Source organism: Streptomyces sp. NPDC014727, from assembly GCF_043083485.1.
Lineage (GTDB): Bacteria > Actinomycetota > Actinomycetes > Streptomycetales > Streptomycetaceae > Streptomyces.
This window is the reverse complement of the sequence record NZ_JBIBYR010000031.1, coordinates 21,926-44,785: the sequence shown is the minus strand read 5'-3', so window position 1 is coordinate 44,785 and position 22,860 is coordinate 21,926. Positions and strand designations below refer to the sequence as shown.

Genomic DNA, 22,860 nt, shown 5'->3' with positions numbered 1-22,860 from the left:
GGCCCTATCCGGTCAGCATTCGATGACGTTGACCGCGAGTCCGCCGCGGGCGGTCTCCTTGTATTTGACCTTCATGTCGGCGCCGGTCTCCTTCATCGTCTTGATGACCTTGTCCAGGGAGACATGGTGGCGGCCGTCGCCACGGAGGGCCATGCGGGCCGCGGTGACGGCCTTGACCGCGGCCATGCCGTTGCGCTCGATGCACGGGATCTGGACCAGGCCGCCGACCGGGTCGCAGGTCAGACCGAGGTTGTGCTCCATACCGATCTCGGCGGCGTTCTCGACCTGTTCCGGGGTGCTGCCGAGGACCTCGGCGAGGCCGCCCGCGGCCATGGAGCAGGCGGAGCCGACCTCACCCTGACAACCGACCTCGGCGCCGGAGATGGAGGCGTTCTCCTTGAAGAGCATGCCGATCGCGCCCGCCGCGAGGAGGAAGCGGACGACGCCCTCCTCGTCGGCGCCGGGGACGAAGTTGACGTAGTAGTGCAGGACGGCCGGGATGATGCCGGCCGCGCCGTTGGTGGGGGCGGTGACGACGCGCCCGCCTGCCGCGTTCTCCTCGTTGACCGCCATGGCGTAGAGGGTGGTCCACTCCATCGCGCGCGTGGCGGGATCGCCCTCGGCGCGCAGCTGCCGGGCGGAGTTGGCGGCGCGGCGGCGGACCTTCAGGCCGCCCGGCAGGATGCCCTCGCGGGACATGCCGCGCGAGACGCAGCTCTGCATGGTGCGCCAGATCTCCAGCAGCCCTTCGCGGATCTCCTCCTCGGTGCCCCAGGCCTTCTCGTTCTCCAGCATCAGCGCGGAGATCGACAGACCCGACTCCCGGGAGAGGCGCAGCAGCTCGTCGGCGGTGCGGAAGGGGTGGGTGAGCTTGGTGTCGTCGAGCTTGATCCGGTCCTCGCCGACCGCGTCCTCGTCGACGACGAAGCCGCCGCCGACCGAGTAGTAGGTCTTCTCCAGCAGCGGCAGCCCGTCGGCGTCGTACGCGAAGAGGGTCATGCCGTTGGCGTGGTACGGCAGCGAGCGGCGACAGTGCAGCACCAGCTGGGTGGGCTCGTCGAAGTCGATCTCGTGGGCGTCGCCGAGCTCCGTCGCCAGCAGCCGCAGCCGCTGGGTGTCGCGAATGCGCTGCACCTCGGCGTCGGCGTGCTCCACGTCGACCGTACGGGGGCAGTGGCCCTCCAAACCGAGCAGGACGGCCTTCGGCGTGCTGTGGCCGTGCCCGGTCGCCCCGAGCGAGCCGAACAGCTCCGCCCGCACCGAGGCCGTATGCGCCAGCAGGCCGTCTTCCTTCAGACGGCCGACGAACATCCCGGTGGCGCGCATCGGGCCGACCGTGTGCGAGCTGGACGGCCCGATGCCGATGGAGAAGAGATCGAACACGGAGATGGCCACGGGCGGGCTCCCTTTGAATAGTTCGGCCTGAAAGTTTCGCCGCGCGGCAGGCGGCTTGCTCCATGGGCGAGGCGCGACGGGCGCCTGCTTTCCAGAGTCCGCCTTCTCTGCGCGGTAACGGGGCCTGAGAGTTTCCAGGGAGGATTTGCTCCTTCGACGCCACGTCCTTCAGGAGACGTGGGCTCTCCCGCGCAGAACCGCCAGCGGTGTGTTCAGTTGTTCGGTTCTTGCGGAAGTTTTGCGCCGAGTGCTTGCTGGTACAGCCGTCCGGCACGGTAGGAGGAGCGGACCAGGGGGCCGGACATCACTCCGGCGAAGCCGATCTCCTCGGCTTCCTCCTGGAGTTCGACGAACTCCTCGGGCTTGACCCACCGCTCCACCGGGTGGTGCCGCGCTGAGGGCCGCAGGTACTGGGTGATGGTGATCCGGTCACACCCGGCGTCGTGCAGGTTCTGCAACGCCGTCGAGACCTCCTCCCGGGTCTCACCCATGCCCAGGATCAGGTTCGACTTGGTGACCAGACCGAACTCCCGTGCCGCGGTGAGCACACCAAGCGACCTGTCGTAGCGGAAGGCGGGCCGGATCCGCTTGAAGATCCGGGGCACTGTCTCCACATTGTGCGCCAGCACTTCCGGGCGGGACTCGAACACCTGGGTCAGCAACGCGGGGACACCGTTGAAGTCCGGGATCAGGTTCTCCACCCCGGTGTCCGGGTTCAGCGCGTGGATCTGCCGGACCGTCTCGGCGTACAGCCAGGCACCGCCGTCGGGCAGGTCGTCGCGGGCCACGCCGGTGATGGTGGCGTATCGCAGCCCCATCGTCGCCACGGACTCCGCCACCCGGCGCGGCTCGTCCCGGTCAAGAGGCTGGGGCTTGCCGGTGTCGATCTGGCAGAAGTCGCAGCGCCGGGTGCACTGGTCGCCGCCGATGAGAAAGGTGGCCTCGCGGTCCTCCCAGCACTCGAAGATGTTGGGGCAGCGCGCCTCCTCGCATACCGTGTGCAGCCCTTCGGCCTTCACCCGCGACTGCAGCGCGGTGTACTCCGGCCCCATCCGCACCTTGGCCTTCATCCAACCCGGCTTGCGCTCGACGGGTGTCTGGCTGTTCCGCACCTCCAGCCGCAGCAGCCTGCGGCCGTCAGGCGCAATGGAAGGCGTGCTGGTTCCGCTCATCTCACAGCTCCGGGTACAAGGGGTGTGTGTGGGCGAGCGTGGCCACACGAGCCCGCAGCTCGGCGGCGACGCCCTCGTCGTACGCCGGCGCCAGGGCCTCCGCGATGATGTCGGCGACCTCCGCGAACGCGGCCTCCTCGAAGCCTCGGCTGGCCAGCGCAGGCGTACCGATGCGCAACCCCGAAGTCACCATCGGCGGGCGGGGGTCGAACGGTACTGCGTTGCGGTTCACCGTGATGCCGATGTGGTGCAGTCGGTCCTCCGCCTGCTGCCCGTCGAGCTCCGACTCGCGCAGGTCGACCAGGACCAGGTGTACGTCGGTACCACCCGACAGCACGGACACACCCGCACCCGCGACATCGGGAGCGCTCAGCCGTTCCGCGAGGAGCCGAGCGCCTGCGAGGGTGCGCTCTTGGCGCTCGCGGAACACCGGCTCGGACGCCATCTTGAAGGCAACCGCCTTGGCCGCGATCACGTGCTCCAGCGGGCCGCCCTGCTGCCCGGGGAAGACCGCGCTGTTGACCTTCTTCGCCACGTCCCTGCGGTTGGTCAGCACCACTCCGCCGCGCGGGCCGCCGAGCGTCTTGTGTGTGGTCGTGGTGACCACGTCGGCGTACGGCACGGGATTCGGGTGGAGTCCGGTGGCGACCAGCCCGGCGAAGTGCGCCATGTCCACCATCAGGTACGCGCCGACCTGGTCCGCGATCCGCCGGAAGGCGGCGAAGTCGAGCTGTCGGGGGTACGCCGACCAGCCTGCGATGATCAGCTGGGGCCGGTGCTCATCGGCAAGTCGCTGCACCTCCGCCATGTCGACGCGGTTGTCCTCCGCGGAGACGTGGTAGGCGACGACGTTGTAGAGCTTGCCGGAGAAGTTGATGCGCATGCCGTGGGTGAGGTGACCGCCGTGCGCGAGGTCCAGGCCCAGGATGGTGTCCGCCGGCTGGAGGAGCGCCGTCATCGCGGCGGCGTTCGCCTGGGCGCCCGAGTGCGGCTGCACATTGGCGAAGGCCGCGCCGAACAGGCCCTTCACCCGTTCGATGGCGAGGGACTCGACCACGTCGACGTGCTCACACCCGCCGTAGTAGCGACGGCCCGGGTAGCCCTCAGCGTACTTGTTGGTCAGGACGGAGCCCTGCGCCTGCATCACTGAGACCGGTGCGAAGTTCTCGCTGGCGATCATCTCCAGCGTGCTCTGCTGACGCACCAGCTCAGCACATACGGCCGCGTACACGTCAGGGTCGAAGTCGGCGAGCCGTCGGTTCAAGACGGACATCTCAGGCTCCTTCGGTGAGAGCCGCGTAGGCGGTTGCGTCCAGCAGGTCGGGCGTGCCGGTGATCCGCAACCGGAACAGCCAGCCCGCTCCGAAGGGGTCGGAGTTGACCAGGCCGGGGTCGGCGACCGCCGCTTCGTTGATCTCGACGATTTCGCCGTCCGCGGGAGCGAACAGGTCGCTCACGGACTTGGTCGACTCGATCTCTCCGCACGTCTCGCCAGCCTCGATCGTCGCGCCGACGGCAGGCAGGTCGAGGTAGACCACGTCGCCGAGCGCGTCGGCCGCGTGGGCTGTGACCCCGACGGTCGACACGTCGCCGTCGGTCGCGATCCACTCGTGGTCGCTGGTGTACTTCAGGTCGGTGGGCAGGCTCATGATGGGTCCCTAAGAATGTCGGTCGGTCCGGGAGGACCGGGTGTGGCTGATGAGGGGTTTTCGGGCAGCGGTCAGCCTTGGCGGCGGTAGAAGGGCATCGGGACGACCTCGGCGTACTCCTGGCTGCCCCGGATGTCGACGAGCACCTTCGTGCCGGGGTCGCACCGGTCGGTCGGCAGGTAGGCCATCGCCACGGGGTGGCCGAGGGTGGGCGACAGCGCGCCGGAGGTGACCTCGCCGATGTGCTCGCCGGTGTCCGGGTCGAGTACGGCGTAGCCGGTGCGCGGTGCTCGTCGGCCGGTCGAGGTCAGCCCGACCAGCACGTGGGTCGGTCCCTTGTCACGGCAGGCGGCCAGGGCCGCCTCGCCGACGAACCCGCCGCGCTTCCCGAACACCACGACGCGGCCCAGTCCCGCGTCGAACGGCGTGTTGCGGATGGTGAGTTCCTGGCCGTACAACGGCATGCCGGCCTCGAGGCGCAGCGTGTCGCGGCAGGCCAGGCCGCACGGGACCAGGCCGTGTTCCGCGCCCGCTGCGCTGACGGCCTGCCAGAGGGCTACCGCGTCCTCGGGGCGGCAGTAGATCTCGAAGCCGTCCTCGCCGGTGTAGCCGGTGCGGGCGAGCAGCACCTCGCGGTCCGCCAGCCAGGCCGGGCCGATCGCGTAGTACTTCAGCGACGGCACGTCGACGTCGGCCAATTCGCCGACGATCGTCGGCGAATTCGGGCCCTGGAGCGCGATCAGCGCCCACTCGCCGGAAGCGTCCCGGACCGTGGTGGCGTAGCCGTCCATCCGGTCGCTCAGGCAGGAGAGCACGATCGGCGCGTTGCCGGCGTTGGCCACGACGAGGTACTTCTCCTCGGCCAGGCGGTAGACGACGAGGTCGTCGAGGACTCCGCCGGTCTCGTGGACCAGAAGGGAGTACCGGGCGCGGCCGACGGTGATCTTCGACGGCTCTCCGACCAGGGCGTGGTCGAGGGCCCGGCCCACCTCGGGGCCGGACAGTTCGATCTCGCCCATGTGGCTGAGGTCGAAGATTCCGGCGGTGGTCCGTACGGCGTGGTGCTCGGCCAGTTCGGAGGTATAGCGCAGCGGCATGGACCAGCCGGCGAAGTCGATGAACGACGCTTTGAGTTCGGCGTGGATCTCGTGCAGGGGTGTCTTCTTGGACATGGTGGTTTCCCTCAGACCGTGACCGGTCGGATCACGACTCGAACGACTCGGGGGGCGGGCAGGCGCAGACCAGGTTCCGGTCGCCGTGCGCCTGGTCAATCCGACCGACCGGCGGCCAGTACTTGTCGGGCGTGACGCCTGCCGGGTAGACGGCCCGCTCGCGCGAGTAGGCCCGGGTCCACTCACCGGCGATCGCGGCCGCGGTGTGCGGCGCCCGTCGCAGCGGGCTCCCCTCGAGGGTCCAGGTGCCCTTGCGCACCAGGTCGATCTCCGCGCGGATCGCGATCATCGCCTCGCAGAAGCGGTCCAGTTCCTGCAGGCTCTCACTCTCGGTCGGCTCGACCATCAGCGTGCCGGCGACCGGGAAGCTCATCGTCGGCGCGTGGAAGCCGTAGTCGATGAGCCGCTTGGCGATGTCGTCGACGGTCACACCCGTGGCGGCGGTGATCGGGCGTACGTCGAGTATGCACTCATGCGCGACGAGGCCGGCCTCCCCGGCGTACAGGACGGGGAAGTGCGGCGCGAGCCGGTGGGCGACGTAGTTCGCGCTCAGCACGGCTGTCTCAGTCGCCTCGGTCAGCCCCTCCGCGCCCATCATCCGGATGTAGGCCCACGGGATCGGCAGGATGCCGGCGCTGCCGAACGGCGCGGCGCTCACCGACCCGATCCCGTCGCGGCGCCCGGTGTCGGGGTGCAGCGGGTGGGTGGGCAGGTACGGCGAGAGGTGCTCGGCCACCCCGACCGGGCCAACGCCCGGCCCGCCGCCGCCGTGCGGGATGCAGAACGTCTTGTGCAGGTTGAGGTGGGACACGTCGCCACCGAACTCACCCGGCTTGGCGACCCCGAGCAGCGCGTTGAGGTTGGCGCCGTCGACGTACACCTGTCCGCCGTGCTCGTGCACCAGCTCGCACAGCCGGGTGATGCTCTCCTCGTAGACACCGTGTGTCGAGGGGTAGGTCACCATGATCGCGGCCAGGTCCTCGGCGTGCTTCGCGCACTTGGCCTCGAGGTCGGCGAGGTCGACCGTGCCGTCGGGCCGCGACGCCACAACGACGACGCGCATCCCGGCCATGACAGCGGAGGCGGCGTTGGTACCGTGCGCGCTTGCTGGTATCAGGCACACGTCGCGTCCGGCCTGGCCGTTGCTCCGGTGATAGGCGCGGATCGCCAGCAGGCCCGCAAGCTCGCCCTGCGATCCGGCGTTCGGCTGGATGGAGACCTTGGCGTACCCGGTGATCTCGGCCAGCCACGTTTCCAGCTGTTCGACCAGGGTCAGGTAACCGGTTGCATCCGTCATCGGCGCGAACGGGTGCAGGTCCGCGAACCCGGGCCAGCTGACCGGTTCCATCTCCGTGGTCGCGTTGAGCTTCATCGTGCAGGACCCGAGCGGGATCATGCCGCGGTCCAGCGCGAAGTCACGGTCGGACAGCTTGCGGAGGTAGCGCAGCATCGCGGTCTCGGAACGGTGCTGGTGGAAGAGCGGGTGGGTGAGGAACGAGGAGGTACGACGCAGTCCCGGCGGAAGAGCCGCCGGAGCGTCGGCCGCCGGCTGGTCGAGGTCGTCCCCGGCCCAGCCAAAAGCGTCGAGCACGAGACTGACGTGGTCCTGCGTGGTGACCTCGGAGCAGGAGACGCCGACGTGGTCGCCGTCCACCAGTCGCAGCCGCAGGCCCTTGTCGTGGGCGGCCGCTACGACCTCCTCGGCACGGCCGTCGACCCGCACCAGCAAGGTGTCGAAGAACTCACGGTGCACCACCGTGATCCCGCTCGCCCGCAGACCTGCGGCGATGAGCGTGGCGTGCCGGTGCGTCCGCCGGGCGATCTCGGCCAGACCGTCGGGGCCGTGGTGGACGGCGTACATGGAGGCGACCACGGCGAGCAGCACCTGCGCCGTGCAGATGTTGGAAGTCGCCTTGTCGCGCCGGATGTGCTGTTCGCGGGTCTGGAGGGCGAGGCGGTACGCGGGCCGGCCGCCGTCGTCCACGGACACGCCCACGAGCCGACCGGGCAGGTGGCGTGCCAGCCCTTCACGGACCGCGATGTAGCCGGCGTGCGGCCCGCCGTAGAACAAGGGGACACCGAACCGCTGGGTCGATCCCACGGCGATGTCGGCGCCGAACTCGCCCGGTGGTACGAGCAGGGTGAGCGCCAGCAGGTCGGCGGTCACGGTGACCAGCGCCCCGCGTGCTCGTGCCGCAGCGGTCATCTCGCGCAGGTCGCGGACCGCGCCCGAGCAGCCGGGGTAGGACAGCACCACCCCGAAGAAGTCGTCTTCCGGCAGCGGCTCGGCGACGTCGATCTCGACGACCTCGATACCGACCGCGTAGGCACGCGTGCGCAGGACGTCGAGGGTCTGCGGCAGGGTGTCACGGTCGACCAGGACGCGGGTGCGGTTCTTGCCGGCGACGCGGCGCATGACCGTGACGGCCTCGGCGACCGCCGTACCCTCGTCGAGCAGCGACGCGTTGGCAGTCGGCAGCCCCGTGAGATCGCCGACCATGGTCTGGAAGTTGATCAGCGCCTCGAGTCTGCCCTGGCTGATCTCCGGCTGGTACGGCGTGTAGGCGGTGTACCACGCCGGATCCTCCAGCACGTTGCGCCGGATCACCGCGGGTGTGATGGTCGCGTGGTAGCCGAGGCCGATCATCGGGACGGCCACGATGTTCCTACTGGCCAGCTCGTGCAGCTCGGCACGCGCCTCGGCCTCGGTGGCGGCGGCGGGCAGGTTCAGGTCGGAGGTGCTCCGGATGCCGCTCGGGACAGCGACGTCGATCAGCTCGGTCAGCGTCGAGTAGCCGATGTCGGCCAGCATCTTGGCGCGGTCAGCGTCGCCGACACCGATGTGACGGGCGGCGAACTCGCCGGACGCGGAGGATCCGGGTGAGGTCATGGTGCGAGGCTCCCTGATGGGGGGCACCGCGGACGCGGCGCCGTGACGGGTGACCTCCCCGCTCTGTCATCGGTACCTGAGAGCTTCACCACCGGGTCCGGCGGTTTGCACCGTGGGCGCAGGACTTCGACGTCCCGTCTTTCCAGAGTCGCTTCACCGGAGCGGTACTTGTGCCTGAGAGATTCTGGGGAGAGTTGCTCCTTCGGCGCCTCGCCAAGACTGGGCAAGGGCTCTCCCGCTCCGGTTCGAGCAGCGTTTGTGTTGAGTTGTCGAGCCCGACCGTAAGGCCGGGTGGAGGTGCCGTCAGGGCGGGTCAGCACCCTGACGACCCTGGTGAGCGTCGACCACGTCCCAAATCAGGCGTGCTTCGATGCCGCGAGCACGGGGCTGGCGACGTGGTTCTTCGTCATGAGCGTGACCAGGTCGAACACGACGGTCGCGGCGGCGACGCAGGTGATCTCGGCGTGGTCGTATGCTGGAGCGACCTCGACCACGTCACCGCCGATGATGTTGAGCCCGTCGAGGCTTCGGAGCAGACGCAACAGCTCGCGGCTGCTGAACCCGCCCATCTCCGGCGTCCCCGTCCCCGGCGCGAACGCGGGGTCGAGCACGTCGATGTCGATCGAGATGTACACCGGTGCGTCGCCCACGCGTCGCCGTACGGCGTCCACCGCCCCGTCGATGCCGATGACATCGAGGTCTCCGGCGCGTATCGCCCGGAAGCCGAACCTCTTGTCATCCACGAGGTCCATCTGGTCGTAGATCGGTCCGCGGATACCCAGGTGGATGGACTTGTCCTCGGCGAGCAGGCCTTCTTCGAAGGCCCGGCGGAACACCGTGCCGTGCGTGATCGGAGCGCTGAAGTAGGTGTCCCATGTGTCGAGGTGCGCGTCGAAGTGGACCAGCGCGATCGGGCCGTACTTGTCCTTGGCCGCGCGCAGCATGGGCAGCGCGATGGTGTGATCGCCGCCGATGCTCACGATGCGCCGGTCGGACTGTCCCACTACGTCGCGGGCGTAGCCCTCGATCTGGGCGACCGCCTCATCAATGCTGTACGGCGTGCAGGGAACGTCGCCGGCGTCGACGACCTGGAGTGCTTCGAGTGGTGCGGTGTCGAGCTCGACGTGGAACTTCGGGCGCAGGTGACGCGAGGCCTGACGAACACCCATCGGACCGAAGCGGGCACCCGGCCGGTACGACGTGCCCCCGTCGAACGGCACACCCAGGATCGCGATGTCGTAGTCGCTGACCGAGCCGATGTCGGGTATCCGAGCGAAGGTGCCCAGGCCGGCGAAGCGCGGGACCTTCGTGGCGTCCAGGGCTCCGATCGGAGCGGTTCGGTTGTCGTGGTTCATCACGGTCTCCAGTCAGTTCGTAACGGTGGTGGTGAGGGAGGAACCAGTGGGCTCGGCCGGGTGGTCGGCGCCCGCGGCGGTGTCGCTGAGCGCCCGGCCTCGGGTCTCGATGCCCCAGGCCAGCGTGACCAGGAGCCCGACGACCGACACGACGGCGCCGATGAGGAGCGGCAGGCTCTGGCTCTTGGCCAGGGCGAACGGCATCAAGAAGGTGGCCGCGGCCGACCCGATGCGGGAGAACGCCGTTCCCACACCGACGGCGGTGGCGCGGACCTCGGTCGGGAAGAGTTCGTTGGGGTAGACCACCTCGAGGAAGCTGGAGCCGCCCGAGGCGAGGGCGAAGACGCAGACCGAGGTGAAGGAGACCCAGGTCGGCACTCCGGGCACCAGACCAGGTATGCCCAGGGCGACCGCGACGATCCCGAAGGACCACAGCAGCAGCGCCCGGCGGCCGATCCGCTCGACCAGCCAGAGTCCGGGGATACCGCCGACGACGAAGAGCGCGGCGAGGAAGACCTCGGCGGTGTTCCCGGTGATTCCCATGCCCGCCAGCAGATCGGGGGCGAAGGAGTAGAGCGCGAACAGCGGGATCACCTGGGCGGTCCAGAAGATGCCGACGAACAGGGTGCGCTTGAGGTACGGCGAGCGGAACACCATGGTGTAGCGAGTTCGCGCGACCGTCGGTTCCGCTGCCAGGTCTGCCACGCCGTACTGCGGGCCGAAGACCTTCTTGATCGCCCGGTCGGCGTCGTCAGGACGGCCCTTGCTGAGCAGCCAGCGCGGCGACTCCGGCGTACCGAGCCGCAGGAACAGGGTCACCATGGCGAACACGGCCGGGCTGGCGAGCATGAACCGCCAGGCGTTCGCACCGAGCCCCGCAAGGCCCACGCCCACGACGTACGCCGCAGCGGCACCGAGTGCCCAGACGACGAAGGTCGCACCGAGCATCCGACCGCGGAACCGCCGCGGGAGGTACTCCGCCAGCAGCGACGTGGCGATCGGATAGTCGGCACCGATGGCCGCGCCGAGGAGGAAGCGCAGGAGCACGAGCTGCCAGACCTCCGTCGTGAAGGCGGACAGCACCGAGAACAGCGCGAGCGCGCCCAGGTCGGCGATGTACATGACGTGCCGGCCGATCCGGTCGGTGACATACCCAAACAACGCCCCGCCCACGAAGATGCCGACCAGGCTGGCGGCCGCGACCAGACCCTTGTCCCCCGTGGTCATGTCCAGGGCGGGCGTAAGCGTCGTGAAAGCGACACCGACGATCGCGATCGCGTAACCGTCGATGAACGGTCCGCCCGACGAGTAGGCGGTCAGTTTCTTGTGGAAGCGCGTCAGCGGAGCATCGTCTATGAGGTTCGATCGAGCAGTCACGAAGGCGTCCTTGGCTCGAGAAGGCCGCGGGGAGGCGTTGCGGGATGTTCACCCAGGTGTACGCCGGTGCGAAGGGCGCCACGAAGACCCCCAACGCTCAAAGTTCCCGCCCGTGACTGTGCATTTGAATAACGCTGCTGTACAGGCGGTCAGGCCTCGTCTTACCGTGGCCTCATGCCGATCACAGTGGGCGAACTGCTCGACATGCCGCACCTGCGCCTGAGACTCCACTCGGGGGCCGGCGCGCTGGACCGCCCCATCTCCTGGACCCACACGACGGACCTGCCCGAGCCGTGGCGCTGGGTGGCGGGCGGCGAACTCCTCATGACCAACGGCAAGCCAGTCCCGCGCAGCGCGTCGGGCCAGGAGGAACTCGTCCGGCAGCTAGTCGAGCACGGTGCTGCCGCGCTGGCCATCGCCGAGCAGATGTACGCCCCGCCGCTGACCAAGCGGCTGGCGCAGACCAGCGAAGAACTGGGTTTCCCGGTGCTCTGGATCGCCTACCCGATGCCGTTCGTCGCGATCTCGCGCGCGGTCGCCGAGGCGACCCTCCTGGAACAATCCCAGCGCCTGATCCGGACCGAGCGCATCTACCAGGCGCTGCAGCAGATCTCCTCGCACGGTTCCGGGCTCACCACGCTCACGAGCGCCCTGTCCCGCGAGCTCGCCTGCGACGTCCGGGTGTGCGACCGGGCGACCGGCTACGGCTGGTACCCGGGCAGCGCCCCGCTCCCGGAAGACATCCGCATCGCCGTGACCGAGCGTCGCGGAAAGCTCCGGGCCGGCATCATCGCGATCCCTCTCCACCAAGACCGTCGCGCGCTCCTGGTCGACGTCCCGACCCACCCGGACGCGGTCCTCGTCGCCCTCTCCGAGCCGACCGGGCAGCCGGACGCGCTGCTGCTGCAGCACGCCGCGACGGTGTGTGCGCTGGCGCTTTCCCAGGCCCGCCTGACCATCGAGCACGATCGCAGGACCGGTGCGGAGCTTCTGCTGCAGATCCTCGATGCGCAGCTGGCGCCGGCGGTTGCCCGGCGCCAGCTGGCAGAGCTCGGCCTCCCGGTCGAAGAAGCAGTGTGCGTGGCGGCACGCAACGACGACCCGGAACTGCTCAAAGGCCTGCACCTCCACCTGTGGCGCTCGGCCGTCAGGCATGCCACGGTGCACCGCGGCAGCACGTCGCTCACGGTGCTGCCCGACGCGGCCGTGCAGGTGCTGGTGCAGGCGCTCGGGCCGGGTGGCCAAGCAGGTGTCAGCGACCTGATCGTCCGCGCTGACCGCGTCGTCGACGCGGCGCGAGAGGCCACTTGGGCGCTCGACACCGCAAGGGAACAGGGCACCCCACTGCTGCGATACGCCGATGCCGATCCGCTCCTCGGCCCGCGCAACCCGACTGAGGCCCGGGCCCTCGTCGATCGCGTACTGGGCCCCGTTCTCCGACTGCCGTCCGCGCAGTCCGGCGAACTGCTGGGAACCCTGCGGGTGTTCCTCGAGAACGGCAGGTCCTGGCAGCGCACCGCCGAGGCCTTGCACGTTCACCGGCAGACGGTGCTCTACCGCGTTCGGCGGATCGAGCAGCTGACCGGGAAGCAGGTCGCCGACACGGGAGATCTGGCCGCGCTCTGGCTTGCCCTGAAGGCCGTCTAACGGCCTCCAGGCGGCCACACCCATGTCTGCCCAGGTCAGATCCCGGGATTTCGCCCTCCAGGCCGCTGAATTACGAACGCGGGCGAGACACAGAGAGCAAAATGGAGGAGTGATCGCACATTCCCGTCATGCGGTTCTGCGGCGCTCCGTTCACTGACAGGTCAGCGTCGGGCTCGTGCAGCTCACTTGTCCTGGCTCCTTCCAGGCCTGGCTGTGCCCCGTCCTTGCCGTGGTGTCGCCCCAGACCCTCACAGCCGTCTAAGCCTCGATCCACCGACGTGTTCTGAAGATGATCTTTTGATCGTTGTGCGAGCTGGTTTCGGTCGGTGGTCGTGGATGGGCAGGTTGTTTCTGCTGGTCTGCCCAGCTTTTCCACGGGTTCGGTTCCGGTCGGGCCCTGGCGGGCGGGTTATCAGGGGGTTCAGGCCGGTGCGGGTGGGTCGTGGACGGTGTCGAAGAGGTGTGTCCAGGCTTGCTGCCAGGGCCAGTTGTAGGGCAGGTGCAGGGTGATACGTCGTGCGGATCGCGCGATCCGGGCCGGGACCTGGACCAGGTGGGTGCGGAGGGTGGCGTTGGTGGCCTTGGTGTGGAAGGGCGAGGCCAGGGAACCTGCGGCCCGCAGCAGGTTGTAGGTCATCGCCCACAGGGTGAGCCAGGCCGCGTTGGCGTGGAAGTGCCCGGACGGCAGATGGGCCAGGGCACCGGCCTTGCTGTCCGCGATCACCTGCTCGACCACCGCATGGTGCCGGTGTTCCCGTTCGGCCCGCACACGCGACCTGCGGCGGGTGGCGGAACGGGTGGCGGACCACGACCGTCCGGCGGCAGCGACATCGCCGCGTCCCATCGGATATTCACCCGATTCGCCGCAGCTGCGCTGCCTTGCCCATGGGCATTCGGTCGCCTGCGACCAGGTGGCGGTCGTTCCGCTGCGGGCCCGGGGAACCACGCTGGGCCTGGCGACGTTTGAAAGGTTCCCGCCGCGGGACGCTTTCGACCCCGAGGAGATCGCCCTCGCGGAGGAACTGGTCTCCCGGACCGCGGTGTGTGTGGACAACGGACGCCGCTACGCTCGCGAGCACGCGATCGCGCTGATGCTGCAGCACGACCTGCTCCCGCATCGCCTAGCGCAGCCCGCGGCCGTGGAGGTCGCTCACCGCTACCTTCCCGCGGCCGGACCCGTGGGAGTGGGCGGGGACTGGTATGACGTCATCCCGCTCTCCGGGGCACGGGTCGGCCTGGTCGTCGGGGACGTTGCCGGTCATGGCATGCGTGCCGCCGCCACCATGGGTCGGATGCGGACCACTGTGGCGGCGCTCGCGGCAATGGACCTCGCACCGGATGAGCTGCTCGCCCGGCTCGACGACCTGGTCGCGCAGTCCCTCGGGAGCGAGGATGACCGGGCCGTTGGCGTGACCTGCCTCTACGCCATCTACGACCCGGTCGAGCGCCACTGCGTCATGGCCCGGGCCGGCCACCTGCCCCCCGCAGTGGTGGCTCCTGACGGCCGCGTGGAAATCCTCGACCTGCCCGCTGGCCCACCGCTCGGCCTGGGCGGCCTGCCGTTCGAAAGCGTCGGATTCGACCTTCTCGAGGACAGCCTCCTGGCCCTGTTCACCGACGGCCTGGTGGAGGCCCGCGACCGGGACATCGACGTCGGCCTGAACGAGTTGCGCGACGCACTGTCCGTACCAGGCCGACAGCTGGAAGAGACCTGTGACAGTGTTATGAGCGCTGTCCTGCCGAAGTCCCCAGAAGACGACGCGGCCCTGCTCCTGGTCCGGGTCCATGCGTTGAGCGACGACCAGGTGGCGAGCTGGGACCTTCCCGCCGATCCCGCAGAGGTCGCCAGGTTCCGCTCCCTGGCGGTCCAGAAGCTGGCTGAGTGGGGGTACAACGAGGCGGTGTTCGTCATCGAGCTGGTGGTGAGCGAGCTGGTCACCAACGCGATCCGGTACGGCGGCGCCCCTGTGCGGCTGCGGCTCATTCGGGACCGCGGCCTGATCTGCGAGGTCTCGGACGGGGGCCACACCTCCCCGCACCTGCGGCGGGCTGCACAGGAGGACGAGGGCGGCCGCGGACTGTTCCTCGTCGCCCAACTTACGGAACGCTGGGGCACCCGCTACACACCACACGGCAAGACGATCTGGGCCGAAGTGCCGCTTGATGCCCGGCCCTGCAGCTGACCCCACCCCACGCGCGCCGAAGCTGCTGGCGGGCCTGGCCGGGCTGGCGTGCTGCCTGCTGCCCGCCCCGATCACCGCAGGCGTCGTCCTGTGGCAGAACCTCGGGCAGGCGGTGGAGAAGACGGTGAACACGCACCGCTCCCGGCTGTCCGATCCGCCGCCGTCGTCGGCGGGGACGAACGTGACAACCGGGTGCGGCACCCGCTGTGGTCCAGGCCCCCACCTGAGCTGAAGATCGTGACCCGGATGCGGGAGCAATGGGGGGCAGGTTGTGCATTTGCTCAAGTCGAACGTCTCATTTGTGGCGGATGAACCTGGTGTCGTCGGGGGCGGGCCGAAGCATTCTGGGTGCGGGTCATTCGATCCCCTGGTCCGGCAGGCACCTGAGAGTCGACCGGAGCGGAAAAGTCCACCGATGTGGGTGCGAACGTGTCCGCAGCGGACTGAGCGAGCGGGAGAGTTACTGGTGAACACGCAGCATGATCACGGGGATGCGGATGTGCTCATCGTAGGTGCCGGCGCCTCCGGTGGGGTGGCGGCCCTGGAGCTGGCCGGCCGTGGGTTTCGTGTGGTCTGCCTGGAGCAGGGCGACTGGGCTCTTCCCGATGACTTCACGGGCGGCAAGCCCGAGTGGGAGCTGACCCGCCTCAAGCAGTGGCACCCCAGTCCGAATGTGCGCGGGCGGAAGAGCGACTACCCGGTCGACACCGAGGAGAGCCCGATCGAGCCGTTGATGTTCAACGGCGTGGGCGGCAGCACTATCCTGTTTTCCGGGCATTGGGTCCGGGCACTGCCCTCCGACTTCCGGGTTCGGACCCTCGACGGGGTCGCTGATGACTGGCCGTTCACCTACGAGGACCTGCGGCCGTTCTACGACGAGGTCACCCACCACATCGGCGCGTCCGGACTCGACGGCGACCCGGCTTACCCGGACCCGCACACTTTCCCACTGCCGCCGATGCCGATCGGCAAGTACGGCCTCGCCGCGGCGAAGGGCATGGACAAGCTCGGCTGGCACTGGTGGCCCGCCCCGAACGCCATCGCGTCGCGTAAGTTCAAGAACCGGCCCGCGTGCCTGCGGTACGGCGCCTGCGAGTCGGGATGTCCGACCGGAGCGAAGGCGAGCACCGACTTCACGCACTGGCGCGACGCGATCGCCGCCGGTGCTGTGTTGGTGACTGGGGCCCGGGTGCGACAGCTCACGGTCGACAACCGGGGTCTGGTGACCGGCGCGGAGTACGTCGACCGCGCGGGAGTCGTGCGCCACCAAGCCGCAGGCGTGACCGTGCTGGCCGCCAACGGGATTGGCACCCCGCGACTGTTGCTCAACTCGGCCTCTGCGCAGTTCCCCGACGGTCTGGCGAACTCCTCGGGGCTGGTCGGCAAGCGGCTCATGGTGCATCCCTACGCCTCGGTGTACGGGACCTACGAGGACGAGCTCGAGACCTGGCTCGGCCCGACCGGGCAGGCACTGCAGTCGATGCAGTTCTACGAGACCGACACCAGCCGCGGGTTCGTGCGCGGGGCGAAATGGAACCTGATGCCGACCGGCGGCCCACTCACCCACACCCTGTGGGAGCCGGGCGAGGACTGGCGCGACGCCTTCGGGCCCGCCTTCCACACCCGGTTGCGCACAACCTTCGGCCGGTACACCGAGTGGGGGATCACCACCGAGGACCTACCTGAGGACCACAACGAGGTCGTCCTCGACCCAGACGCCACAGACTCCGACGGCATCCCGGCGCCCAGGATTCGTTACACCGTCAGCGAGAACACCGAACGCATGCTCAAGTTCCACGTCGACCGGGCGACCGAGGCCCACCTGGCCGCGGGCGCGACCTCGGTGCTCCCCATCCCCGTCGTCCGGGAAAGCGGCTGGCACCTCCTGGGCACCACGCGCATGGGCACCGATCCCGCCACCTCCGTCGTCGACGAGTACGGCCGCGCGCACGACGTGCCGAACCTTTTCATCATCGACGGGAGCGTGTTCGTCACCTCGACCGGCGTCAACCCGACCGCGACCATCATGGCGGTCGCGCTGCGGTCGATGCGCCACCTCGCCGACAACCGCCACAACCAGCCCACCGCCGACTAAGGACCCCGTGATGCTCGATCCCGACCAGCGACGCACTTTTGCCGCACTCGCCGACGTACTGATTCCCGTGTCCGATCCGATGCCCTCGGCCACCGCCGCAGGTGTGCCGGATGCGCTGCTCGACCAGGTGCTCGGCTACCGACCGGACCTGGCCGAACCGTTCGCCGAGGCGGTTGCCTGGTGCACGGGCAAGGACCCGGAAGCTGCTCTGGACGCTCTCTCCGTGCAGCAGCCCGAGCAGTTCCAGGCCCTCACTGTGCTGACCGCCGGCGCCTATTTCCTGAGCCCCCGGACGAAGGCCGCGCTCGCCTACGACCCTCCGCCGCGCACGGCCCACGACGACGTCCACTCCTACATCGACATGCTGGCCACCGTCGTCGATCGCGGCTTTGCGATCCGTTGAGCTCGCGGCCCGCGATGACGTCGATTCCTACATCGACATGTTGGCCACCGTCGTCGAACGGGGCTTCACGATCCGTTGAGCTCGCGGCCTGAGTATCTGCACAACCAGGTCGGCGTGCTTCCGAGCAGCTGGACCGGTGCGCTCGAGGTGGGCGTAACCGGTCGTGAACCAGGTACACGAACGAAGGATTTCGAGATGATCGAGGCGCAAAAGCAGGTCCCCGTGGCTCACCTGGGAGGCGGCCTGGCACCGGTCGGTGCGGAGACCGCGGTGCTGACGCACTTCGTCAACGGTGCCAGCTGGGAGGGCACCGGGACGCAGACGCATCCGGTGTTCAACCCCGCGATGGGACAGCCGATTGCACAGGCCCTGTGCGGCACGTCGGCCGATGTCGACAAGGCGGTGGCCGCCGCCAAGGCGGCGTTGCCCGGCTGGCGGCAGCGGACGCCGAAGGACCGCGCCGACGTGCTGCTCAGGGCCGCTGCGGTGCTGGAAGCCAACGCCGAGGAGCTGGCGCACCTGGAGTCGGTCAACACCGGCAAGCCGATGCCGCTGGCCCGCGACGATGTCGCCGGGACGATCGACACGCTGCGGTTCATGGCCGGTGCGGTCCGGGCGCAGCTGAGTCTGAGCGCCGGAGAGTACGTCACCGGCCGCACGTCGATGATCGTGCGGGAGCCGGTCGGGGTAGTGGCTGCAATCACGCCGTGGAACTACCCCCTGCTCACGGCGGCATGGAAGATCGCGCCGATCCTGGCGGTCGGCAACACGTGCGTATTGAAGCCCTCGGATCAGACACCGCTGACCGCCCTGCGCATGGCCGAGCTTCTTGCCGAGGTGTTTCCCGCAGGGGTGCTCAACGTCGTCACGGGTGCCGGATCGGTGGTCGGCGAGGCGCTCGCGACTCACCCGGATGTTGCGCTGGTGTCGGTGACGGGCAGCGTACGGAGCGGACAGGCAGTGGCCGGCGCGGCCGCAACCACGCTCAAGCGCGTGCACCTCGAACTCGGAGGTAAGGCACCGGTCATCGTGTTCGCGGACGCCGACCTGGACGCGGTCGCCGAAGGCATCCGGTTCGCCAGCTTCGGCAACTCGGGCCAGGACTGCGGCGCGGCCTGCCGGATCCTCGTGGAGCAGTCCGTCCACGACGAACTGCTGAAGCGTCTCGTGCCCCGGGTGGAGTCGCTGGTCGTAGGCGACCCGGCGGCCGGGGACCACATCGAGATGGGACCGCTTGTCTCGAAGACCCACCGCGACAGCGTGCTCGGCTTCCTCGACCGTGCCTTCGCGGAAGGAGCGCGGGCGGCGACGGGCGGGAGGGCCCCGGAAGGCGACGGTTACTTCGTGCTTCCGACGGTGCTGGTGGACCTCCCGGACGGTGCCGAATCCACTCGTGAGGAGATCTTCGGGCCCGTGGTCACGGTGGAAACCTTCACCGATGAGGATGCCGCGGTCGAGGCGGCCAATCGCACCGCCTACGGGCTGTCCGCCTCGGTCTGGACCGAGGACGCCCGTCGCGCCGCCGATCTGCCCGGGCGGCTGGACTTCGGCACCGTGTGGGTCAACGACCACCTCGCATTCGCCACCGAAATGCCGTGGGGCGGGTTCAAGTCCTCCGGCTACGGGCGCGACCTGTCGGCGTATGCGCTGGATGACTACTCGCGTACCAAGCACGTCATGTTCAACCGGGCTCGATGCGCTGAGGCGAGGGGGCTGGCATGAGTGAGCAACCGGCTGGGCGGCGCGGGTCCGTCTCCAGCATCGAGTCATCGACGATCCAGCCGGTCCCGCTCGACCAGCGGCATGGCACGAAACGGGACATGTTCACGATCTGGTTCGGCACGAACATCATGATCCTGTCCATTGTCACCGGAGGACTTGCCACCACCCTGTTCGGCCAGCCGGCCTGGTCGGCCGCGCTGGGGATTATCGTCGGGAACCTCTTCGGTGCGATCTTCATGGCGCTGCACTCCGCCCAGGGGCCGCGGCTCGGGGTCCCTCAGATGGTCCAGACCAAGGGGCAGTTCGGCTCCTGGGGTGCGCTGCTGATCGTCCTGATCGTGGTGGTCATGTACCTCGGGTTCTTCATCTCGATCCTGGTCTTCGGAGGACAGTCTCTGGCGTCGGTGATTCCGCACCTGAGCAGCAAGGCCGGCATCGTGCTGCTCGCGGCGGCCAGCGTCGCGGCCACGATCTGGGGCTATAACCTGATCCACGCCTATGCGCGGATCATGACCTACGTCTCCGGTGCCGTCCTGCTACTGGCGTTCTTCTGGGCGTTCGTCGTCCACTCGGTGCCGCACACCTTCTTCGCCACCGGTCAGGCCACCCTGTCCGGGTTCGTGAGCACCGTGTCGGTGGCCGCGGTCTGGCAGATCGCCTACGCACCGTACGTCTCGGACTACTCCCGTTATATGCCGGCCAAGACCGGCTCCAGGCCGGCGTTCTGGATGAGCTACTGGGGCACCAGCATCGGCTCGATCCTGCCCATGTTCCTGGGCGCGGGCATCGGGCTGCTCCTGCCCGGCGCGGACCCCATCGCCGCCCTGACCCGGGCGACCGCCGGGATCAGCCTGCTGGTCGTGGCCGTGTTCAGCATCGGTGTCGCCGCGACGAACGCGATGAACCTTTACTGCGGCACCCTGTGCACGATCACGATCGCGCAGACCTTCCTGCCGCGCTTCACAGCTCGCAGCCGCGAGCGTGCGGTGGTCGCCACCGGACTGTGCACGATCGCGCTCGCCGTAGCCCTCACCTCCGGGAGCGGCTTCGTCGCCACCTACAACAACTTCCTCACCCTGCTGCTCGGCTCCCTGGTCCCGTGGACCGCGGTCAACCTGGTCGACTTCTACCTGGTGCGCCACGGCGACTACGCCGTAGAGGACTTCTTCAAACGCGACGGCGGTCGCTACGGCCGGGTGAACTGGCCCGCGGTGCTCTGCTACCTGATCGGTGTCGCGGTGCAGATCCCGTTCATGATCATCGGGACCGCCTACACCGGCCCGATCGCCAAGGCCCTCGGCCACACCGACATCTCCTTCATCGCCGGCCTGCTCGTCGTCTCGCCGTTGTACTACTTCACGGTGAAGGCGGTGACCCGGCTGCGGACGACCGTGACTGTCGAGGACGTTCCCACGCTCATCCAGAGCGAGCCCGGAGCCTGAGCACACCGGTGCGCCGGGCACCTGGCCCGGCTCACCGTCGCAGCTTGCCCCAGTCTCTCCAAAACGGCTCCAGCCGGCACGTCAACAGCGCCTACTTCACGATGATTCTGTTGATGCCAAGGGTCAGCCGGCGCTTCTTCCGCCGCTCGATCCGGACACCGAGGTGGCCCGGAGACGTTTTCTGGACGCCAGACGGCGGCGACAGGCATCAGCGAGCGGCGTTCGCTGGTGAAGCCTCCACCCAAGAGCCCCCTGAGCGGTCGGCTTCCTACGAAGGCCCACCCCGACACGGGCAGGACGCCGCAGAGGGCCAATCTGCCCAGCCTTGATGTGCCGGTCCAGCCGGACGAGTGCCGACGGGAACATCCGTCCTCGGCGGCGCACTACCGGGCGGGGCGTCAGCAAGCCGACGACCGAACAAGCAGGAGAAATGTTGTGAGTCTGAAGATTGTTGTGTGTGTGAAGTATGTGCCCGACGCCACTGGCGACCGGCACTTCGCCGATGACCTGACCGTCGACCGGGACGACGTGGACGGTCTGCTCTCTGAGCTGGACGAGTACGCGGTCGAGCAGGCCCTGCAGGTCGCGGAGGACGCGGACGACGCCGAGGTCACCGTGCTGACCATCGGCCCGGAGGACGCCAAGGACGCGCTCCGCAAGGCCTTGTCGATGGGTGCTGACAAGGCCATCCACGTCGAGGACGACGACCTGCACGGCACCGACGTCATCGGCACCTCCCTGGTGCTGGCCAAGGCCATCGAGAAGGCTGGCTTCGACCTGGTCGTCTCCGGCATGGCCTCCACCGACGGCACCATGGGTGTCGTCCCCGCGCTGGTCGCCGAGCGCCTGGGCGTCCCGCAGGTCACCCTGCTGTCCGAGGTCTCGGTCGAGGACGGCACGGTCAAAGGCCGCCGCGACGGCGACGCCGGGAGCGAGGAGTTGGAGGCGCAGCTCCCGGCGCTTGTGTCCGTCACTGACCAGTCGGGTGAGGCGCGCTACCCGTCCTTCAAGGGCATCATGGCGGCCAAGAAGAAGCCGGTGGAGTCCTGGGACCTGTCCGACCTGGACATCGAGGCCGAGGGGGTCGGCCTGGACGGCGCGTTCACCAAGGTCGAGGCTGTGGCCGAGCGCCCGGCCCGCACGGCCGGCACGATCGTCAAGGACGAGGGCGAGGGCGGCAAGCAGCTCGCTGAATTCCTCGCGGGCCAGAAGTTCATCTAAGGCCCCGCAGTCGCTGACCGCCCCTCAACTTCTTTTCGCAGGAGAGTATTCCCATGGCTGAAGTCCTCGTCTACGTCGACCACGTGGACGGCGTGGTCCGCAAGCCCACCCTGGAGCTGCTGACCCTGGCCCGCCGTATCGGCGAGCCCGTCGCCGTCGCCCTCGGCAACGGCGCAGCCGACACCGCCGCCACGCTCGCCGAGCACGGCGCGGTGAAGGTCCTCACCCACGACGCCGCCGAGTACGCCGAGTACCTGGTGGTGCCGAAGGTGGACGCCCTGCAGGCCGCCTACGAGGCCGTCTCGCCGGCCGCCGTGCTGGTCCCGTCCTCCGCGGAGGGCAAGGAGATCGCCGCCCGCCTGGCGCTGCGCATCGACTCCGGCATCATCACCGACGCCGTTGACCTCGAGGCAGGCGACGAGGGGCCGGTGGCCACCCAGTCGGTGTTCGCCGCGTCCTTCACCACCAAGTCCCGCGTCATCAAAGGCACCCCGGTCATCACGGTCAAGCCGAACTCGGCCGCCGTCGAGGCCGCCCCGGCCGCCGGTGCGGTCGAGTCCCTGTCGGTGACCTTCTCCGACAAGGCCACCGGCACGAAGATCACCGCCCGCACGCCGCGTGAGTCGACGGGCCGCCCGGAGCTGACCGAGGCCGCGATCGTGGTCTCCGGTGGCCGTGGCGTGGGCGGCGCGGAGAACTTCGCGCTCATCGAGGCTCTCGCCGACTCGCTCGGCGCGGCCGTCGGTGCCTCGCGTGCCGCCGTGGACGCCGGCTGGTACCCGCACACCAACCAGGTCGGCCAGACCGGTAAGTCGGTCTCGCCGCAGCTGTACATCGCCAACGGCATCTCCGGCGCCATCCAGCATCGCGCCGGTATGCAGACCTCCAAGACGATCGTGGCGATCAACAAGGACCGCGGGGCCCCGATCTTCGACATGGTCGACTACGGCGTCGTGGGTGACCTCTTCGACGTCGTCCCGCAGCTCACCGAGGGGGTCAAGATCCGCAAGGGCTGAACCCCCGAGAAACAGAAGGCGTTAACCATGCAGTTCGCCGCGATCATCGTGTCGTTGGTCCTGGCCGTGGTGGGCGTGGCGCTGTTCGCCCGAGCCATCGGTCGCATCGTCCGCTTCGTAC

17 protein-coding genes, 1 pseudogene and 2 riboswitches are annotated in these 22,860 nt (G+C 68.9%); of the genes and pseudogenes, 9 read left to right on the top strand and 9 right to left on the bottom strand.

Going from position 1 to position 22,860, the window contains the following annotated elements:
* Positions 1 to 12: 12 nt before the first annotated feature.
* The 8 genes from ACF1B9_RS32330 to ACF1B9_RS32295 form a co-directional block, all read right to left on the bottom strand.
* The gene (locus tag ACF1B9_RS32330; RefSeq protein ID WP_391746275.1) at positions 13 to 1,395 is read right to left on the bottom strand and encodes an L-serine ammonia-lyase; all 1,383 of its coding nucleotides are present in this window, start codon (positions 1,393 to 1,395) and stop codon (positions 13 to 15) included.
* 102 nt (positions 1,396 to 1,497) lie between these two features.
* A riboswitch (glycine riboswitch) is annotated at positions 1,498 to 1,595 on the bottom strand.
* A 12-nt stretch (positions 1,596 to 1,607) separates the two neighbouring features.
* The gene (gene lipA / locus ACF1B9_RS32325; RefSeq protein WP_391746276.1) at positions 1,608 to 2,567 is read right to left on the bottom strand and encodes a lipoyl synthase; all 960 of its coding nucleotides are present in this window, start codon (positions 2,565 to 2,567) and stop codon (positions 1,608 to 1,610) included.
* A 1-nt stretch (position 2,568) separates the two neighbouring features.
* Positions 2,569 to 3,840: a serine hydroxymethyltransferase gene (glyA, locus tag ACF1B9_RS32320; protein WP_391746277.1), complete on the bottom strand. Its 1,272-nt coding sequence runs from the start codon at positions 3,838 to 3,840 to the stop codon at positions 2,569 to 2,571.
* A 1-nt stretch (position 3,841) separates the two neighbouring features.
* Complete coding sequence (gcvH, locus tag ACF1B9_RS32315; protein ID WP_391746278.1) at positions 3,842 to 4,216, bottom strand: glycine cleavage system protein GcvH; 375 nt, start codon at positions 4,214 to 4,216, stop codon at positions 3,842 to 3,844.
* Between the two features lie 71 nt (positions 4,217 to 4,287).
* Positions 4,288 to 5,388, bottom strand: a complete 1,101-nt coding sequence (gene gcvT, locus ACF1B9_RS32310; protein WP_391746279.1) for a glycine cleavage system aminomethyltransferase GcvT — start codon at positions 5,386 to 5,388, stop codon at positions 4,288 to 4,290.
* A 31-nt stretch (positions 5,389 to 5,419) separates the two neighbouring features.
* Positions 5,420 to 8,278: an aminomethyl-transferring glycine dehydrogenase gene (gene gcvP, locus ACF1B9_RS32305; protein ID WP_391746280.1), complete on the bottom strand. Its 2,859-nt coding sequence runs from the start codon at positions 8,276 to 8,278 to the stop codon at positions 5,420 to 5,422.
* A gap of 152 nt (positions 8,279 to 8,430) precedes the next feature.
* Positions 8,431 to 8,526: riboswitch (glycine riboswitch) on the bottom strand.
* Between the two features lie 108 nt (positions 8,527 to 8,634).
* Positions 8,635 to 9,633 (bottom strand): agmatinase, encoded by a 999-nt coding sequence (gene speB / locus ACF1B9_RS32300; RefSeq protein WP_391746281.1) that lies wholly within the window; start codon positions 9,631 to 9,633, stop codon positions 8,635 to 8,637.
* 12 nt (positions 9,634 to 9,645) lie between these two features.
* Positions 9,646 to 11,010 carry an MFS transporter gene (locus tag ACF1B9_RS32295; RefSeq protein ID WP_391746282.1) on the bottom strand — a complete coding sequence of 455 codons (1,365 nt, stop codon included), beginning with the start codon at positions 11,008 to 11,010 and terminating at the stop codon, positions 9,646 to 9,648.
* Positions 11,011 to 11,184: 174 nt separating this feature from the next.
* Between ACF1B9_RS32295 and ACF1B9_RS32290 the strand changes: the two genes are divergently transcribed.
* Positions 11,185 to 12,657, top strand: a complete 1,473-nt coding sequence (locus ACF1B9_RS32290; RefSeq protein ID WP_391746283.1) for a PucR family transcriptional regulator ligand-binding domain-containing protein — start codon at positions 11,185 to 11,187, stop codon at positions 12,655 to 12,657.
* Between the two features lie 421 nt (positions 12,658 to 13,078).
* Here ACF1B9_RS32290 and ACF1B9_RS32285 read toward each other — a convergent pair.
* A pseudogene (locus ACF1B9_RS32285) lies at positions 13,079 to 13,426 on the bottom strand (transposase); the annotation flags it as partial.
* 16 nt (positions 13,427 to 13,442) lie between these two features.
* Between ACF1B9_RS32285 and ACF1B9_RS32280 the strand changes: the two are divergent.
* The 8 genes from ACF1B9_RS32280 (at position 13,443) to ACF1B9_RS32245 (ending at position 22,739) form a co-directional block, all read left to right on the top strand.
* Entirely contained in the window at positions 13,443 to 14,840 is a 1,398-nt protein-coding gene (locus ACF1B9_RS32280) for a SpoIIE family protein phosphatase (RefSeq protein WP_391795959.1), read from the top strand.
* Complete coding sequence (locus ACF1B9_RS32275) at positions 14,821 to 15,072, top strand: hypothetical protein (protein WP_391746285.1); 252 nt, start codon at positions 14,821 to 14,823, stop codon at positions 15,070 to 15,072. Before ACF1B9_RS32280 ends, ACF1B9_RS32275 begins: the two co-directional genes overlap by 20 nt.
* A gap of 267 nt (positions 15,073 to 15,339) precedes the next feature.
* Positions 15,340 to 16,935, top strand: coding sequence for a GMC family oxidoreductase (locus ACF1B9_RS32270; RefSeq protein WP_391746286.1), 1,596 nt, complete (start codon positions 15,340 to 15,342; stop codon positions 16,933 to 16,935).
* 10 nt (positions 16,936 to 16,945) lie between these two features.
* Entirely contained in the window at positions 16,946 to 17,338 is a 393-nt protein-coding gene (locus ACF1B9_RS32265; protein ID WP_391746287.1) for a gluconate 2-dehydrogenase subunit 3 family protein, read from the top strand.
* 195 nt (positions 17,339 to 17,533) lie between these two features.
* A complete protein-coding gene (locus ACF1B9_RS32260) occupies positions 17,534 to 19,060 on the top strand; it encodes an aminobutyraldehyde dehydrogenase (protein WP_391746288.1) in 1,527 nt (508 codons plus the stop codon).
* Positions 19,057 to 20,502 carry a purine-cytosine permease family protein gene (locus ACF1B9_RS32255; RefSeq protein ID WP_391746289.1) on the top strand — a complete coding sequence of 482 codons (1,446 nt, stop codon included), beginning with the start codon at positions 19,057 to 19,059 and terminating at the stop codon, positions 20,500 to 20,502. The genes ACF1B9_RS32260 and ACF1B9_RS32255 overlap by 4 nt, the downstream gene beginning before the upstream one ends.
* Positions 20,503 to 20,937: 435 nt before the next feature.
* The gene (locus ACF1B9_RS32250; RefSeq protein WP_391746290.1) at positions 20,938 to 21,723 is read left to right on the top strand and encodes an electron transfer flavoprotein subunit beta/FixA family protein; all 786 of its coding nucleotides are present in this window, start codon (positions 20,938 to 20,940) and stop codon (positions 21,721 to 21,723) included.
* 53 nt (positions 21,724 to 21,776) lie between these two features.
* Entirely contained in the window at positions 21,777 to 22,739 is a 963-nt protein-coding gene (locus ACF1B9_RS32245) for an electron transfer flavoprotein subunit alpha/FixB family protein (RefSeq protein WP_391746291.1), read from the top strand.
* The last annotated feature ends 121 nt before the right edge of the window (positions 22,740 to 22,860 follow it).

What these genes read in the sequence shown, in the direction of transcription:
- lipA (WP_391746276.1), bottom strand. Translation starts at nt 2,567, where the DNA reads ATGAGCGGAACCAGCACGCCTTCCATTGCGCCTGACGGCCGCAGGCTG.
- glyA (WP_391746277.1), bottom strand. Translation starts at nt 3,840, where the DNA reads ATGTCCGTCTTGAACCGACGGCTCGCCGACTTCGACCCTGACGTGTAC.
- gcvH (WP_391746278.1), bottom strand. Translation starts at nt 4,216, where the DNA reads ATGAGCCTGCCCACCGACCTGAAGTACACCAGCGACCACGAGTGGATC.
- gcvT (WP_391746279.1), bottom strand. Translation starts at nt 5,388, where the DNA reads ATGTCCAAGAAGACACCCCTGCACGAGATCCACGCCGAACTCAAAGCG.
- gcvP (WP_391746280.1), bottom strand. Translation starts at nt 8,278, where the DNA reads ATGACCTCACCCGGATCCTCCGCGTCCGGCGAGTTCGCCGCCCGTCAC.
- speB (WP_391746281.1), bottom strand. Translation starts at nt 9,633, where the DNA reads ATGAACCACGACAACCGAACCGCTCCGATCGGAGCCCTGGACGCCACG.
- ACF1B9_RS32290 (WP_391746283.1), top strand. Translation starts at nt 11,185, where the DNA reads ATGCCGATCACAGTGGGCGAACTGCTCGACATGCCGCACCTGCGCCTG.
- ACF1B9_RS32275 (WP_391746285.1), top strand. Translation starts at nt 14,821, where the DNA reads ATGCCCGGCCCTGCAGCTGACCCCACCCCACGCGCGCCGAAGCTGCTG.
- ACF1B9_RS32265 (WP_391746287.1), top strand. Translation starts at nt 16,946, where the DNA reads ATGCTCGATCCCGACCAGCGACGCACTTTTGCCGCACTCGCCGACGTA.
- ACF1B9_RS32260 (WP_391746288.1), top strand. Translation starts at nt 17,534, where the DNA reads ATGATCGAGGCGCAAAAGCAGGTCCCCGTGGCTCACCTGGGAGGCGGC.
- ACF1B9_RS32255 (WP_391746289.1), top strand. Translation starts at nt 19,057, where the DNA reads ATGAGTGAGCAACCGGCTGGGCGGCGCGGGTCCGTCTCCAGCATCGAG.
- ACF1B9_RS32245 (WP_391746291.1), top strand. Translation starts at nt 21,777, where the DNA reads ATGGCTGAAGTCCTCGTCTACGTCGACCACGTGGACGGCGTGGTCCGC.